This is a genomic window from Streptomyces sp. NPDC000880 (assembly GCF_053599675.1).
The window spans coordinates 1-14,847 of the sequence record NZ_JBSFMS010000010.1 but is presented as its reverse complement, the minus strand read 5'-3'; the positions used below and the strand labels follow the sequence as shown (position 1 = coordinate 14,847).

The 14,847-nt window shown below is 65.4% G+C and carries 12 protein-coding genes and 1 pseudogene; 11 read left to right on the top strand and 2 right to left on the bottom strand.

Annotated features, from left to right (window positions below; all coding sequences use genetic code 11):
- The first annotated feature begins 15 nt into the window (after positions 1 to 15).
- The 7 genes from ACWDO5_RS05330 to ACWDO5_RS05300 all read left to right on the top strand — a co-directional run bounded on the left by ACWDO5_RS05330 (position 16) and on the right by ACWDO5_RS05300 (position 8,616).
- The gene (locus tag ACWDO5_RS05330; RefSeq protein WP_450528557.1) at positions 16 to 996 is read left to right on the top strand and encodes a transketolase family protein; all 981 of its coding nucleotides are present in this window, start codon (positions 16 to 18) and stop codon (positions 994 to 996) included.
- 27 nt (positions 997 to 1,023) lie between these two features.
- The gene (locus tag ACWDO5_RS05325; RefSeq protein ID WP_450528555.1) at positions 1,024 to 1,920 is read left to right on the top strand and encodes an NAD(P)-dependent oxidoreductase; all 897 of its coding nucleotides are present in this window, start codon (positions 1,024 to 1,026) and stop codon (positions 1,918 to 1,920) included.
- Positions 1,920 to 3,371 (top strand): NAD-dependent succinate-semialdehyde dehydrogenase, encoded by a 1,452-nt coding sequence (locus ACWDO5_RS05320; protein ID WP_450528553.1) that lies wholly within the window; start codon positions 1,920 to 1,922, stop codon positions 3,369 to 3,371. The genes ACWDO5_RS05325 and ACWDO5_RS05320 overlap by 1 nt, the downstream gene beginning before the upstream one ends.
- A gap of 40 nt (positions 3,372 to 3,411) precedes the next feature.
- Positions 3,412 to 4,272 (top strand): enoyl-CoA hydratase/isomerase family protein, encoded by an 861-nt coding sequence (locus tag ACWDO5_RS05315; protein WP_450528552.1) that lies wholly within the window; start codon positions 3,412 to 3,414, stop codon positions 4,270 to 4,272.
- Between the two features lie 18 nt (positions 4,273 to 4,290).
- Positions 4,291 to 6,030, top strand: a complete 1,740-nt coding sequence (locus tag ACWDO5_RS05310) for an amidohydrolase (RefSeq protein ID WP_450528550.1) — start codon at positions 4,291 to 4,293, stop codon at positions 6,028 to 6,030.
- A 280-nt stretch (positions 6,031 to 6,310) separates the two neighbouring features.
- Positions 6,311 to 7,087, top strand: a complete 777-nt coding sequence (locus ACWDO5_RS05305) for a FadR/GntR family transcriptional regulator (RefSeq protein ID WP_450528548.1) — start codon at positions 6,311 to 6,313, stop codon at positions 7,085 to 7,087.
- A gap of 146 nt (positions 7,088 to 7,233) precedes the next feature.
- Positions 7,234 to 8,616: an amidohydrolase family protein gene (locus ACWDO5_RS05300; RefSeq protein WP_450528547.1), complete on the top strand. Its 1,383-nt coding sequence runs from the start codon at positions 7,234 to 7,236 to the stop codon at positions 8,614 to 8,616.
- 539 nt (positions 8,617 to 9,155) lie between these two features.
- Here ACWDO5_RS05300 and ACWDO5_RS05295 read toward each other — a convergent pair.
- Positions 9,156 to 10,091, bottom strand: a complete 936-nt coding sequence (locus ACWDO5_RS05295; protein ID WP_450528545.1) for a LysR family transcriptional regulator — start codon at positions 10,089 to 10,091, stop codon at positions 9,156 to 9,158.
- A gap of 144 nt (positions 10,092 to 10,235) precedes the next feature.
- Between ACWDO5_RS05295 and ACWDO5_RS05290 the strand changes: the two genes are divergently transcribed.
- The 4 genes and pseudogenes from ACWDO5_RS05290 to ACWDO5_RS05275 form a co-directional block, all read left to right on the top strand.
- The gene (locus ACWDO5_RS05290) at positions 10,236 to 11,768 is read left to right on the top strand and encodes an aldehyde dehydrogenase family protein (RefSeq protein ID WP_450528543.1); all 1,533 of its coding nucleotides are present in this window, start codon (positions 10,236 to 10,238) and stop codon (positions 11,766 to 11,768) included.
- 75 nt (positions 11,769 to 11,843) lie between these two features.
- Positions 11,844 to 13,394: a phytoene desaturase family protein gene (locus tag ACWDO5_RS05285; RefSeq protein ID WP_450528541.1), complete on the top strand. Its 1,551-nt coding sequence runs from the start codon at positions 11,844 to 11,846 to the stop codon at positions 13,392 to 13,394.
- Complete coding sequence (locus tag ACWDO5_RS05280) at positions 13,394 to 14,323, top strand: ABC transporter substrate-binding protein (RefSeq protein WP_450528540.1); 930 nt, start codon at positions 13,394 to 13,396, stop codon at positions 14,321 to 14,323. Before ACWDO5_RS05285 ends, ACWDO5_RS05280 begins: the two co-directional genes overlap by 1 nt.
- Before the next feature lie 190 nt (positions 14,324 to 14,513).
- Positions 14,514 to 14,654: pseudogene (locus ACWDO5_RS05275) on the top strand (hypothetical protein); the annotation flags it as partial.
- Between the two features lie 31 nt (positions 14,655 to 14,685).
- Here ACWDO5_RS05275 and ACWDO5_RS05270 read toward each other — a convergent pair.
- On the bottom strand, positions 14,686 to 14,793 hold the full coding sequence (locus ACWDO5_RS05270) for a hypothetical protein (RefSeq protein WP_450528677.1): 108 nt from the start codon (positions 14,791 to 14,793) through the stop codon (positions 14,686 to 14,688).
- Positions 14,794 to 14,847: the final 54 nt, after the last annotated feature.

The window sequence follows — 14,847 nt, the reverse complement described above, 5'->3', positions numbered from 1 at the left end:
AAGCCCTATTCCACCGTGCTCAAGCCCTATGGCCACGCTCTGCTCGCCCTCGCTCGTGAGCGGGAGGAAGTGCTCTGCCTGAGTGGGGACCTGACCAAGCAGACCGAGATCGACCTGTTCCGCGATGCACTGCCGGAGCGGTTCATCCACGCGGGCATGGCCGAGGCGAACATGATCGGCATGGCCGGCGCCCTGGCTCGGCGCGGCTTCCTGCCGTTTGTACACACTTTCGGGGTCTTCGCCACGCGCCGGCCCCTCGACCAGATCGTCAACGCGGTCGCCTACCCCAATCTCCCCGTCCGGATCGTGGGGTTCATGCCCGGGGTGTCGAGCCCTGGTGGCCCCAGCCACCAGGCGATCGAGGACGTGGCGCTGATGCGGGCCATCCCCAACATGATGGTCATCGACGTCGCGGACGCGGTGGAGATCGCCAGCGTCGTCCCGGCGATCGTGGATGTGCCCGGACCGGTCTACTTGCGCTTGAAGCGTGGCGAGATCCCGGTGATCTTCGAGGAGAACCACGAGTTCTCACTCACCCGGGCGCAAGTGCTCACCGACGGCGACGACGTGACGCTGTTCGCCAACGGGATGATGCTTGCTTCCGCGCTGGCGGCAGCTGACGTGCTCGCGGAGGGGGGCGTCACCGCCAGGGTTGTCAACGTTCCGGTCGTGAAACCACTGGACGCCGGAACCGTCCTGGCCGCTGCCCGAAGCACGCGCGCGAGCGTCGTCGTCGAGAACCACTCGGTCATCGGAGGTCTGGGCTCAGCGATTGCGGAGGTGCTCGCCGAGTCCGGAGCCAGCCGTCCGATGCGGAGGGTGGGGCTTCAGGACACGTTCGCTGAGGGGGCTCGGACTGCCCCCCCGCTGTTCCAGAAGTACGGCCTTGGGACCCAGGACGTCGTCGACCAGACGTGGTCGATTCTGCAGCGCGACGGGGAGGCCCCTCGGGCCGTGCCGAACGAAGCCACCATCGGCGAGTACTCACCCGTCTAATACCTACTGAACACGTGAGGACCCAGAATGACCACATCATCCTCCCTCGGATGGCTCGGCACCGGGCGCATGGGATCGGCCATGGCTCGGCGACTCGTCGATGCCGGCTACGACATGACAGTGTGGAATCGCACCCGCAGCAAGACCGATGAACTCGCGCGAGCCGGCGCGCACGTCGTCGACGACATCGTGGACCTCGCCGCCGTCGACATTGTCTTCGTCATGGTCTCGACACCGAAGGACCTCGACGAGGTCGTGAACGGCCCCCGGGGCCTGCTTTCTGCAGACAGGCTGCCGCGCATGATTGTCGATTGCTCGACGGTCAACACCGAGGCGTCCGCACAGGTGCGAGAGGCTGTCGGTGAGCGAGGCGTGATGTTTCTGGCCGCACCGATCAGCGGCAATCCGCACGTTGTCGCGGAGGGCGAAGCCGTGCTGGTCGCGTCCGGGCCCAAGGAGAGCTACCACCTTGCCGAGCCGTATCTCCGCAAGATCGGCAAGAGCGCCGTGTGGGTAGGGGAGGACGAACAGGCGCGACTGGTCAAGATCTGCCACAACCTTTATCTCGGACTCATCGCCCAGTCCGTCTCGGAAGTCACCACCCTGGCCGAGAAGTCGGGTGTCCCGCGAGCGGCTTTCCTGAGCTTCCTCAACGAGACTGTGCTGGCAACTGACTGGGTGCGGAAGCGCACTCCGGACTTGCTCTCGCTGGACTGGACCCCCACCTTCACCACGGAGTTGCTCCGGAAGGACTTCGACCTCGGGCTCGCTGCCGCAAGAGAGCAAGAGGTCACGATGCCCCTCGCCGCAAGCGTGCTTCAGCTTGTCCAGGCCGCCATCGGGCGCGGACACAGGGACCTCGATTTTCTATCCCTCTTCGAAGTGCAGGCGTTGTCCTCGGGCATGGAGGTGAAGCCTCAGTGATGACGCCCGAAGTCATAGCGGGACTGCCCACGCAGCTCTTCATCGGTGGCAAGTGGTGTGAGGCATCTGACCACTCGACTTTCGATGTGATCGATCCCGCGACCGAGCAGGCCATCGTCGAGGTCAGTTCGGCAAGCGAAGCCGACGCGATCGTCGCGGTCGGCAGTGCTGCCGCGGTCCAAGAGTCCTGGGGGTCCGTGGCTCCGCGAAAACGTGCCGAAATCCTGCGACGAGCGTTCGAACTCCTGACACAGCGACTGGACGACTTCGCCTTCCTCATCTCACTCGAGAACGGCAAGGCACTCGCCGATGCCCGAGCCGAAGTCTCCTACGCTGCCGAGTTCTTCCGCTGGTACGCCGAGGAAGCCGTTCGGCTCACGGGCACGCTGTCCACGGCCCCGTCGGGCGACTACCGCATCGTCGTCGAACACCAGCCCATCGGTGTCGCCGTCCTGGTGACTCCGTGGAACTACCCGGCGGCGATGGCCACGCGCAAAATCGGTCCAGCACTCGCTGCCGGGTGCACGGTCGTCCTCAAGCCGGCCAGTGACACGCCCTTGACCGCCCTCGCGTTGGCGGCGCTGCTGCAGGAGGCAGGGGTGCCGGACGGCGTGGTGAACGTGCTGCCGGCCAGGCGGTCGCGGGAGATCGTCCGAACCATGCTGGATCAGTCGCCGGTGCGCAAGATCTCGTTCACAGGCTCCACCGAGGTGGGCATCGATCTGCTCAAGGGGGCGGCCGCCCGGGTGCTGAGCACGTCGATGGAACTCGGGGGAAACGCTCCCTTCCTCGTGCTCCCCGGGGCGGATGTGGAGTCTGCTGTTGCGGGTGCGCTGACGGCGAAGATGCGCAACGGGGGAGAGGCGTGCACCGCCGCGAACCGGTTCTACGTGCACGAATCACTCGCAGACGAGTTCTCACGGTCCTTCGCCCGGGCCATGGCCGGTCTCAAGATGGGGCCCGGGTATGCGCCGGGCACCGACCTGGGCCCGCTCGTCAACGCGGAAGCCCGCGGAAAGGTGGGGGCGCTCGTGGACGACGCGGTCGACCGCGGCGCGACAGTACTCACGGGCGGGTCGGCCCCCAGCGGAGTCGGTTTCTACTACCCGCCGACAGTTCTTGATCGGGTCGACCAGTCTTCTTCGATCCTGGACGAGGAAATCTTCGGTCCGGTGGCTCCGCTGGTGCGATTCGAAGATCTCGATGAAGCGGTCGAGGCAGCCAACGCAACGGAGTTCGGGCTGGTCTCCTACGTCTACACCGACGACGTCGGCCTGGGGTTGCGCACGGCGGAGCGTCTCAATTCCGGGATGGTCGGACTGAATCGCGGGCTGGTGTCCGACCCCAGCGCACCGTTCGGAGGCATGAAACAGAGCGGGATCGGTCGTGAAGGCGGCCACGAAGGAATGCTCGAGTACACCGAGACCAAGTACATCGCCACCTCTTGGTGAGCACCATTGTCAGCGAAGCAGACCGAAAGAAGCAGGGAACATGTCGCTTCAAGAATTCATCCCGACACCGAAGTTCGAGGAGTACGCCGAGACCTTCAAGGACTTCTTCAGACTGACCCGTCGAGAGGATGGTGTGATCCTGGCCGAGGCACACACCCTGGGCGGACCCATTCAGCTGAGTGTCCAGAACCATCGAGCTCTCGGCCAGATGCTGAAGATCATCGGTGCCGACCCGGAGAACGAGATCCTCATCCTGACCGGTTCAGGGGACGAGTTCATGATGGACTCGGACCCGCAGGGCTTCGAACTCGAAGCCGAGGACTTGCCCCACTGGGCGTACGAATACGCCTACAAGGACGGGCGGATCAACGTCAGCTCCCTGGTCAACGACCTTGAGATCCCCACGATCGGGCTCCTGAACGGACACGGATTCCATTCCGAGATCGTCCTCATGTGCGACATCACGTTGGCCGCCGACGACGCGACCATCTTCGACCTGCACTTCGACATCGGTTCGGTTCCCGCCGATGGCATCCACAACGCGTTCCAGGAACTCCTCGGCACCAAGCGCGCCGCGTACGCCCTGCTGACCGGACAGGCCATTGGGGCCGCGCAGGCACTCGAGTACGGACTCGTCAACGAGATCACGCCGCGCGCGGATCTCATCAAGCGGGCCTACCAGATCGCCGATCACATCATGAGTCAGCCGCGGACAACTCGTCGCCTCACGACACAGATCGTGCGCCGGCCGTGGAAGCAACGCATCGTCAACGACCTCGACGGCGGCTTCGGGATCCAGATGTTCGGCCATGTCGCCAAGCAGCACACCATTCACGAACGCGATCACATCGCCGGAACCGTGGACTACGTCCGTGATGGCAGGAAGAACAACTTCGACTGACGACGGGAGGCGCCGAGCATGATGCAACACAACCAGGGGCCCTATGAGGTCTCTGACAAGCGGAATGTCCCCGACCTGTTGCTCCACAACGGCCAGATCTGGCCCGGCGGGTCGGCGCCGGTTGCCGGGGCCGGCCCGGAGGCCATCCTGCTCAGCGGGGGCCGGGTTCGTGCCCTTGGTACACGAACGCATGTCGAACGGTTTGCGAGTGCGGCGACCACGCACCTGGACCTCGGTGGCAGGCGAGTGATCCCGGGTCTTATCGACTCCCACATCCACGCGGTCCGCGCGGGTCTCACCTACATCGACGAGCTCGACTGGACGCTCTACCGGGATCTCGACGCGGCGCTGAAGAGCATCAGCGACCTGGCCGCGGCCCGTCCGGCAGGCCAATGGGTCGCAGCGCTCGGCGGATGGCACCCCACGCAATTCAAACAGCTACGGATGCCCACCAAGGCAGAACTGGACGCCGCGGCTCCCAATCATCCGGTGTTCGTTCATCCGCTCTACAGCTACGACGACTTCGGTGTCCTCAACAGCGCGGCCCTGTCGGAACTCGGGTGGGAGGGCCGGTGCGACAACCCGGCGGGAGGCATCCTCCACCGCGACGGTTCGGGAGCACCGGATGGGCGTCTCTCGGGCCTGGAGGCCTATCAGCACATCAATCGAGCCATCATTCAGCCCCCTCTCGAGCGTACTGTCGACTCCACTGTCGCTTTCCTGGAACGTCTGTCCTCCCTCGGAATCACCGGCATCGTGGACGCGGGTGGCCTGGGTATGCGCCCGGACAGGTATCACGCGATTCGCCTCGCGCGGGCCCAGGGACGGCTGCCACTGAGGGTGCGGCTCAATCTCTGCGCCACCAGCCCTGGGTCGGAGGCTGAAGAGCTCGACGCCTGGCGGCAGTTCATGGCCCCCGGTTTCGGTGACGAATGGCTGTCGGTGCTCGGCCTGGGCGAGGTGCTCGTCATGGGATGCCATGACTGGGAGGGCATGGCGCCCTTTGAGATCAGTGACGAATCCTTCGAGGAGTTCGTCGAGATCTGCCTGACAGGTGCTCGCTCGGGGTGGCCGCACACCATCCATGCCATCCTGGACGCCTCCATCACGCGGATCCTCGACGCCCTCGAGCTAGTCAATCAGCAGGTTCCCCTGGCCCCCCTGCGCTGGAACCTTTGCCACGCCGAGTGCTTGACGGAGGCGAACATTCGCCGAATCGCCGATCTGGGCATCGGTGTGGCGTTTCAAGGGCGCCTGCTCCACAAGGCAGCCGTGTGCGCCGACCGGTGGGGTGAAGAAGCGGTCGTGAACGGGCCGCCACTCGGGGCCCTCATGCGGGCGGGTGTCCCCATCGGAGCCGGCACCGACAGCACACGGGGCGCCTCCTACAACCCATGGCACGCGCTTTCGTGGTTCATCACGGGAATTCCGTGGGACGGGGGCCCGCGTCGTGCGAATGAGCATCTCCTGAGCCGAGCCGAAGCCCTGAATGCGTACTCACAGGGCAGCGCCTGGTTCTCGTTCGAGGAACAGCATCGTGGCCACCTCCGTCCAGGAGCATCAGCGGACCTAGCGGTCCTGTCGGACGATGTGTTCACCATCGACGAGTCCGAGATCGCGGAGATCACGTCCGACCTGACCGTCTGCGGTGGCTTTGTGATGCACAACTCGGGCACGTTCGATCTGGACCTGAGTCGCGAAAGTCCCTATCCGTCCCACACGGACCCCTCGACAGACCGATCAGGAGTCCTCCTATGAGCTTTCCCGCGCCCCGATCCATGCCGGCACCCGACGTGACGGCCTTACTACTGCGCCACTGGCCCGGTCTCTCGCCTGTTTCGGCGTAAGCGCACGGACGACTCGGCCGACGTCCTGGGAGGTTTGTTTCTCCCAGGACGTCGGCGAACGCTGGCCTGCATGGACTGACCGAGACCACGCTGAATACCGCGTCGGGGTTGTCCCGGCTCGGGCCCAGGACGACTGGGCTCGCATCTCGCTGCCTCGCTATCCTGAGGTGGCCAACGATGCAGGAGGAAGCGTGACCCGTTCAAAGCCCGTGACCGACGAACGTTTGTGGAGCAGAGTCGAACGGGAGTCGTTGCAGCGGAGCAAGACTGGGCCACGCGCGGCAGAAGACCTCGCGACGCAGATACAGCAACTCATCACCGCCAAAGAGCTGCAGGAAGGTGCTCGCATCCCTTCGGAGCGTGACCTGGTCAGGATTCTCTGTGCGAGTCGGCCGACCGTGAGCCAAGCCATCAGGATTCTGGTGGTACGCGGCCTGGTCGAATCCCGGCGTGGCTCCGGCGCTTATGTCACCCGTCGCCCTGAAGCCGAATTGGCGACGACCGTCGGTCTCATGCTGGACCTCAACCAGGAGTCCGTACTGCACCTCACTGAGTTGCGCCTGTGGTTGGAAACCACTGGGATTGAGCGAGCGACCGAGCGGGCGACCCCTGAGGAAATAGCGGCCGGCGAGGCGGCACTGCAGCAACTTCGCAGCAACGCGGGGAACGTCGCCGCCTGGATGAGCGCGGACACGCTTTTCCACACCACCCTTGTTCGTGCTTCGCAGAACCCCTACCTGTCATCCATCTTCGAGAGCGTTCACACAACAGTCATCAACTACGAGTACCAGGCGTGGGTAGAAAGGGGGACTGTGCCCGCCTGGCTGGAGAAATCCGAGGCGGAGGCGCTCAATGCGCTCCATGAGCCGATCCTCGATGCAGTGCGCTCCGGCGACATCGCCATGGGCGTGCAAGCTGTGCTGCGTCACCATGAGGCCATGGCCGAGCATCTCGCCGAAAGTCATTAGCGAGGCAAACAGGCGTCGCTGCCTGGGATTCCAGAGTCGGCGAACAAGTTAGTGCACACCCATTGTTCTCGTCTGACCGCGGGTCTAGCTTAGTGGCTAATCCACTTCTGGCTCGGCCGCCTCTGGCGCGATCAAGGGAGCACGGAATGACCTCAGCTCGGAAGACCATTCTCAAAGGCGGGACCATCGTGTCCATGGACACGGGCACCGGCGACCTCATCGGAGACATCCTGATCGATGGGGGAACGATTCGGAGTATCGCCCCCACATTGGAGGCCGATGACGCCGAGATCGTCGACGTGTCCGGACACATCGTCCTGCCGGGTTTCATCGACAGCCACCGGCACCTGTATCAGGCTCTTCTGCGGGGGCTTGCCACCGACTGGTCGCTGGTCCAGTACTGCGTCGCCATGTTCGGCACCATCGGCCATCACTTCACCCCCGAAGATGTCCATCTCGGCGAGAAGCTGGGGGCACTGGACGCTCTCGACTCGGGAGTCACGTCAGTATTCGACTGGTCGCACAGCCAGCTCAGTCCCGAACACACCGATGCGATGGTGGAGGCACTGCAGGGAACGGGCATTCGAGCCACCTTCGGCTACGGAGGCTCCGCGAACCAGTACGTCGAGTGTTTGGCGGAGCCTTTCCTGAGTACGTCTCCCATGCCGGAAGCCGAGGTGAGGAGGCTTCGGGAGGGGGTCCTGTCCTCCGACGACGCACTGGTCACGCTCGGTCTGGCGGGGAGGGGACCGGACATGTCCACAATGGAGATCGTTCAGCAGGAATGGTCCCTCGCGCGCAGCCTCGGCATTCGAATCAACGTTCACATCGGCCAGGGGATCTTTCCCGGGAGGCCGGCTGTTCAACGTTTGCACGAAGCCGGTCTCCTCGGCTCCGACATGACGTTCGGGCACTGTAATCAGCTCACGGACGAGGAAATGAAGATGATGGCTGATGCGGGAGTAACAGCCAGCGTCACCCCCGAGGACGAAGCGGGAATGGGTCACGGTTGGCCGCCGATCGGACGGCTCCTGGCAGCGGGTGTGGGAACCAACGTCGGAATCGACACGTGTATGGCAGCCGGGGGCGATCAGTTCACGGCTATGCGATGTGCGATGTCAATCACTCGTGGACAGAGCAATGCCACGGCGTTGGACAAGCAGGAGAATCCCTGGAGTTCGACTCTCACGGCGCGTCAGGTTCTGGAGATGGCGACGGTCGAGGGCGCTCGAGCTCTGGGGCAGGAGGACAAGATCGGCAGTCTGGCCGAGGGAAAGCAGGCCGACATCATCACCATCCGCACCGATGACATCTCCATGGTCCCCGTTCTTGACCCGGTGTCTGCAGTGGTCCAGCAGGCAAGTCGTCGAGCGGTCGACAATGTGTTCGTCGCAGGACGGCGTTTGAAGGCCGACGGTGTCGTTGTGGGTTTGGACTCCACATCACTTGCCGCAGAAGGAAGTCGTCGCAGCGCCGACTTGCTGAATCGCGCCGGAATCCGCCCCGGCTGGGTCCCCTCGTTTGATTGAGCCGCTTGGGCTTGGCACTACCAGCCCGTAGGTCGCCGTATCACTGAGAGGCTGATGCGCGCCCATGTGCGTGGCCTGTCGTGTTCGGCGGGTCGCCAGGACGGCCGACAACTTGCACATTCGCGGGTCCCAGTACGCCGGACGGACTTCGGCACTTGGGCCGACGGCAGTACTCCAGAACCGCCGACCGTACCGGTAGTTGGCCAGGCCGGCGCCTTCACTCTATAGGCCACGGCCGGGGCGGCCCTCGGCGGATCGCGAAACCGTATCAGCCCAAGTCATGAACGGGCGTTCCGGGCCGTTGCCGGTTTCTGTGATGTTCCTCGAAGAAGGGCCGTTTGCGACCTTCGTCGGGCTCCGATTCGTTCCGCCGGTGGCTTGGTACGAGAGGTTGATCGGTCGGCTTCGGCAGTTCGAGGGGGCATGCCGGGCGGAGGAACGCTTGATAAAGGTCGTCATGGACTTCCCGCGGAATCCGCACCCGATCCGCAGCCGTCGGACCAGTCGCGCGGGCCGGCGGATATCACGCACACGCAGGGTCAATCCTCTGCCGGCTGGTCCTGGCGGGGGTCGATGGTGCGATAGGTGGCCAGCACCAAGTCGATCAGCGCTCGGGCCGCTGCTGACAGCGGACGGTCGTTCGGCGTGATGAGCGATACGGAGAGCACCGGTCTCGGCTGCGCTGGGCGCAGGGTGACACGGCGGGTGTCGGGAACGAGGGACGGGCTCAGGAACGCGAACCCGAAACCTGCTCTCACCAGTTCGACGACGGTGCCGATATCAGCCACTTCGACCGCGATCTCGCGCTGCAAGCCCGATTCCAGGAAGAGCTGGTCGATGCTGCGTCGCGTTCCCCAACCGGGCGGAAAGTCGACGAACTGTGCGCCGTCGAGCTCCGCGAGTGGGACGACGCGATGGCCGGCGAACGGGTGATCGGGGGGGCAGGCCAGCGACATTGGCTCGGACACCAGTAGGTGCGCGGTCAGGCCGGGCGGGTACCCACCCGGAAGCGAGGTGAAGGCAAGATCGAGATTGCCGTCGATGACCTGGCGGGCAAGTTCGGTGGACCCGCCCTGCACGGCGCTCGGCACGATCTGTACCAGGGGCCGCTCTTGGTGGTAGCGCGCGAGCAGGTTGCCGAGATCGATGAGCGCCGATGAGTGCATGATGCCCACGCGCACGGTGCCGCGGACCCCGCCGTGTACGGCGGCGACGGCATCGCGGGCGGCATCGGCCGCACGTAGTGTGCGACGTGCCTCGACGAGCAGAGCCTGGCCGGCGTCGGTGAGTTCGACATGGTGGGTGGTGCGCTCGAACAGTCGACTGCCGAGCTCGCGTTCGAGCGACCGGATCGAGACGGACAGAGCCGACTGCACGAGGTGAATCCGCTCCGCGGCACGCGTGAAGCTGCCTTCCTCGGCGACCGCGACGAAGTGCTTGAGGTGACGCAGCTCCACTTCATTCTCCAGATTCATGACAGTCATGAAAACTCTTCGTTGGACAGCATAACCGCAGGCAGACATGGTGATGGACAACCGGCTGAGTTCGACCCGGACTTGGCTGCGAAAGTCCCGTCCGATCGACACAGACCCGTCAACAGACCGATCAGGAGTCCTCCCATGAGCTTGCCTGCCTCCCGAACCATGGCGGTACCCGACGTGACGGACCAGCTGCTGCGTGACCGGCCAGTTTGGGGCCCCTTCATCGGTGGCGCCTTCGTCGACGCCGACGGCGCGGCCACCATCCCGGTACTGGAGGCATCGACCGGGACTCGTCTGGCCGATCTCGTGACCGCCGACGCGGCCATCGTGGACCGTGCGGTGAAGGACGCGCGTCGCGCCTATGAGGAAACCTGGCGCGACCTGTCTCCGAAGGAGCGCGGCGATCTGATGAGGCAGGTCGCCGCGGTCATCCGTGACCACGCCGACGAGCTCGCCGAGTTGGTCGCCCGTGAGGTCGGCAAGCCGATGCGGGACGCTCGGCGCGTGGACATCATGTCCTGTCACACCGGCTTCGACTACTACGCCGGAATCGCCGACACCGTCCACGGCGAGATCCTCGACCAGGGCGCGATCGAGTCCCGGGTCGACTACGAGCCCTACGGCGTTGTGGCCGCGATCCTTCCCTTCAACTGGCCGCCGATCCACTTCGCCAAGAAGGCCGCCCCCGCATTGGCGGTGGGCAACACGGTCGTGATCAAGCCCGGCGAGCAGGCGCCCCTGACGGTGCTGCGCCTCGTAGAGCTGGCGAATCAGGTTCTGCCCCCCGGTGTGATCAATGCGGTGGGCGGCATCGAGGCCGGGGCCGCCCTGGCCTCGCACCCGCGGGTTGAACGCATCACCTTCACCGGCGCCACGGCGACCGGCCGCAAGGTACTCCGGAGCGCAGCGGAGAACCTCACTTACACGACGGTGGAGCTGGGCGGGAAGAACGCGCTCATCGTGCTCGACGACGCCGACCTCGACAACGCCCTGGACGTCGCCATCGAGGGCATGTTCTACAACCAGGGCGAGGCGTGCACCTCGACATCCCGCCTGCTGGTGCACTCGTCCCTCTACGACGAGTTCACCGCGGAGTTCGTCCGACGTACGGAGGCACTCGTCGTCGGCGACCCCCTGGTCGCCGAGACCGACATCGGGCCGCTCGTCGACGCGCGCCAGCGTGACCGTGTGAACGGCTACCTCGAAGTGGCCCTGTCCGAGGGCGCCGAGCTGTTGTACCAGGCCTTGCTTCCCAACGATGAGCGGCTGGCCGAAGGATTCTTCGTGGCCCCGGCGGTGCTGGGCGGTGTCACCGAGGACATGACCGTGGCGCGGGAAGAGATCTTCGGGCCCGTGGCGAGTGTGATGCGGTTCGACACCGACGACGAGGCCGTGCGGATCGCGAACGCGACCGACTATGGGCTGACAGCCGCGATCTGCACGCGTGACGAGGTCCGCGCCGCCAAGCTTGCCCGGCGGCTCGAGGTCGGCATGGTGTTCGTCAACAACTACACCCGCCGCGCCTTCATCGGCTCACCCTTCGGCGGTGTGAAGGGCAGCGGCTTCGGACGGGAGTACGCCCCCGAGACCCTGCACGAGTTCGTACGGGCCAAGAACGTCCGATTCGTATCCGGCCGTGGTGTCGTCCCCACCTGGCCGCCGCGCCGGTGAGTGGCGACCGGCGACCTGAAGTCCGGCCCGGCGAGACCGTCGGCCTCTCATGCATGAACCCCTGGAGATGAGCACATGTCTGAATCCGACCTGAGCGTGGATGTCATCGTGGTGGGCGCGGGCCACAACGCCCTCATCACTGCCGGCTACCTGGCGAAGGCCGGCCTCGAGGTCGCCGTACTCGAGGCCAAACCGATCATTGGCGGGAACACGGTCACTGAGGAATTGACCTTCGAAGGGTGGCAGCACGATTCGTGCTCGTCCGCCCATGCGTTGATCCAGTCCAACCCCGTCCTGCGTGACGATGAACTCGGCCTGATCTCGAAGTACGGCCTGCGCTACGCCTATACCGAGCCTGCCGCGGTGCTCCCTCTCGAAGACGGGGACGCCATCGTCCTGCACCGGTCGGTCGAGGAGACGGCGGAGGAGATCGCCAGGTTCTCGCGCAAGGACGCCTCGCGTTTCACCGAGATGGTGGGGGAGTGGAACTCGGTCCTGAAGGCCGTTCACCGGCGGTGGAACGCGGGCCTGCCTCTCGGCACTGATGCGGGCGCGGTCGCCTACGAAGCGCTCCGCAGCCAGAGCGCCTGGGACGTGATCCACAACGCGTTCGAGCACGAAGTCACGCGCCGCATGATGCTGTGGATGGGCTTCGCCACCTTCCAGCCACCGACACGCGGTGGGACCGGTGCCCTCCCCGTCAGCGTCACCAACGGGCGGCTCGAGTTCGGTTGGGCGACCCCGATCGGAGGATCCGGAGCTCTGCCGGCAGCTCTGGCCGCACTCATAGCCGATCACGGCGGTCAGGTCCTCGTCGACTCGGCCGTCTCGCGCATCCTCGTCGGCCAGGGGCGCGCCCTTGGTGTCGAGACCCACGACGGCCGACGCATCCAGGCTCGGATCGGAGTCGTGTCCTCCGCGCACCTGACCACCCTGCCCGGCATGCTCGGCGACGAGACGCCCGAAGACCTGACGGCGGCAGCGGCTTCGTGGCGCCCCGGAGTTTCGCTGTTCGCAGTCCACGCGGCGCTGCGGCAGGACGTCCGGTACCGAGTCGGCGGCGAGTCGATCCTCTCCACCTCTGGTGGGCTCGGCAGCCCGGAGGGCACCCGCCGTCAAGTCGCCGGTCTCTCCACTGGTGAACCCGAGATGGACGATCCCTGGATGCTGTTGGTCTCCTCCACCGCGGTCGACCCCGACCGCGCACCGGAGGGCGGGGGCACCTTCAAGATCCTTACGTGTGCACCGCACAGCCTCGCCAGCGGTGAGTCATGGGAGAGCTTCGGACCCCGCTACGCGGAACGGCTCATGACTCTCGCCGGGCGTTACGTGGAGGGTCTCGACGAAGCCGATGTGCTGGCCGTGGTTCCCGAGACGCCCACCGGTCTCGCGCGTCGCAATCCGCAGAACATTGGGGGCTCGTGCCACGGCGGAGAGTTCCTTCTGCCCAGCGGCGAGTACATCCTCGGCTGGCCGACCCACGCGTCCTCGTTGGACGGGCTGTTCCTGACCGGTTCCACCGCGCATCCCGGCGGCTCGGTTTCAGGGTGGCCCGGCCGCAACGCCGCACATGCGGTTCTCTCAGCCGCCGGCATCAACCCGACCACGGTCATGGGTGGTCGGTGATGGCTGACCGGACGCCATTGCGTCTCGGACTGTTCAGCCCCTCCCTGCCCCATCTCGTTGCCGTCCGGAAGGGCTACTACGAAGACAGCGGTGTGACGGTTGAGCAGCAACGCATTCCCTCTTCGGCAGGGTTGTTCCGGGCCCTGCGCGACGGGGATTTGGATGTGGCGCTGACCTCGCCGGACAACATCGCGAACTTCCGCCTGAACAGAGTCGGCGACGGACCTGTCGACGCACGAATCATTGCCGCGGTCGACCAGGCGGGCGGCATCTCCCTGATGGGCCGGCCCGGGGTGGACGAGCCGGGCCAGGTCGGAAATGGGACCGTCGCGGTCGATGCGTGGGACTCGGGGTTCGCGTTTCTTTTGTACGAACTCCTGCAGAGCCGGGGCCTGTCGCTCGACATCGACTACCGCGTGGTGGAAGCGGGAGGGACCCCGGGCAGATTCGAGGCACTCCTCTCCGGGAGCTTCGAGGCCACGCTCCTCAACGCCGGCTTCGACGTCCGGGCGCAGGCTGAGGGGGCATCCCTCCTCATCCCGACCGTGGATGTCGTCCCCGACTACCTCTCCATGGTTCTCGCCGGCCGAGGCCAGTATCTGGATGAAGCACCTGACACGGTCTCTCGGTTTGTCTCGGCATATCGGCAAGCGATGAACTACTGCCTCGACCCAACGCATCACGCAGACTGCACCGAACTGGTCGTGAGCGAATGGCAGATCAATCCTGACATTGCTCAGCGCATGGTCGACGCAGCCGCGGACGCCCGGACCGGCTTGGTACCGGACGCAGTGATCACGTCGGCCCAACTGGAAGCGATTCTCGAACTCCGTAAACGCTGGGGAGGTTTCGCCGAGGACGTCGACATCGCAGCCGAGGTGCGACGTCCGCGAGCCCTGATCGACGAACGGTTCGCGTACATGGCCTGACCGAGGTCACGCGGGTGATCTTTCCCAGGTAGGGGCGTGAGGCAGGGCCTCTCGTCTGATCGTGGAGGCAAATCCGAACGACTCACGAGAGGCCCTGTTCTCAAGGTGCCCTACTGGGAGTGCCCAGACGGGATTCGTCGTCCGCGGGGTCGGTCCCCCGGTCGGTAAGACGTGACGTAACCGCAGGCCGGGTGCGCTCGGGCTGATCTCGGCGATCGCCGGTATCGGCGCCGGAGGGGGCCTTCTGCTGGGCGGTCTGCTGATCGACCACACCTCGTACCACTGGATATTCTGGTCCGGCGCGATCATGGCCGGCCTGGCGATCGTGGGTGTACGGGCCCTGCCCGCCGGCACCAACCACGTCACGATGGCTGACGAGCCGCAGGCCGGCCGATGCTCCGCCGTCCGGGAAACAGGCGTCGACTCTGTCCCACCACGACCGGGGCGATCACGAGCCGCAATGTGTCGATCAGCCCGGCGGCCAGCAGGGACTGGGCCAGCTGGGCGCTGCCGTGGATCTGCAG

Coding starts and splice junctions, on each gene's coding strand:
- ACWDO5_RS05280 (WP_450528540.1), top strand. CDS start 13,394: ATGGCTGACCGGACGCCATTGCGTCTCGGACTGTTCAGCCCCTCCCTG.
- ACWDO5_RS05320 (WP_450528553.1), top strand. CDS start 1,920: ATGACGCCCGAAGTCATAGCGGGACTGCCCACGCAGCTCTTCATCGGT.
- ACWDO5_RS05300 (WP_450528547.1), top strand. CDS start 7,234: ATGACCTCAGCTCGGAAGACCATTCTCAAAGGCGGGACCATCGTGTCC.
- ACWDO5_RS05315 (WP_450528552.1), top strand. CDS start 3,412: ATGTCGCTTCAAGAATTCATCCCGACACCGAAGTTCGAGGAGTACGCC.
- ACWDO5_RS05310 (WP_450528550.1), top strand. CDS start 4,291: ATGATGCAACACAACCAGGGGCCCTATGAGGTCTCTGACAAGCGGAAT.
- ACWDO5_RS05285 (WP_450528541.1), top strand. CDS start 11,844: ATGTCTGAATCCGACCTGAGCGTGGATGTCATCGTGGTGGGCGCGGGC.
- ACWDO5_RS05295 (WP_450528545.1), bottom strand. CDS start 10,091: ATGAATCTGGAGAATGAAGTGGAGCTGCGTCACCTCAAGCACTTCGTC.
- ACWDO5_RS05325 (WP_450528555.1), top strand. CDS start 1,024: ATGACCACATCATCCTCCCTCGGATGGCTCGGCACCGGGCGCATGGGA.
- ACWDO5_RS05290 (WP_450528543.1), top strand. CDS start 10,236: ATGAGCTTGCCTGCCTCCCGAACCATGGCGGTACCCGACGTGACGGAC.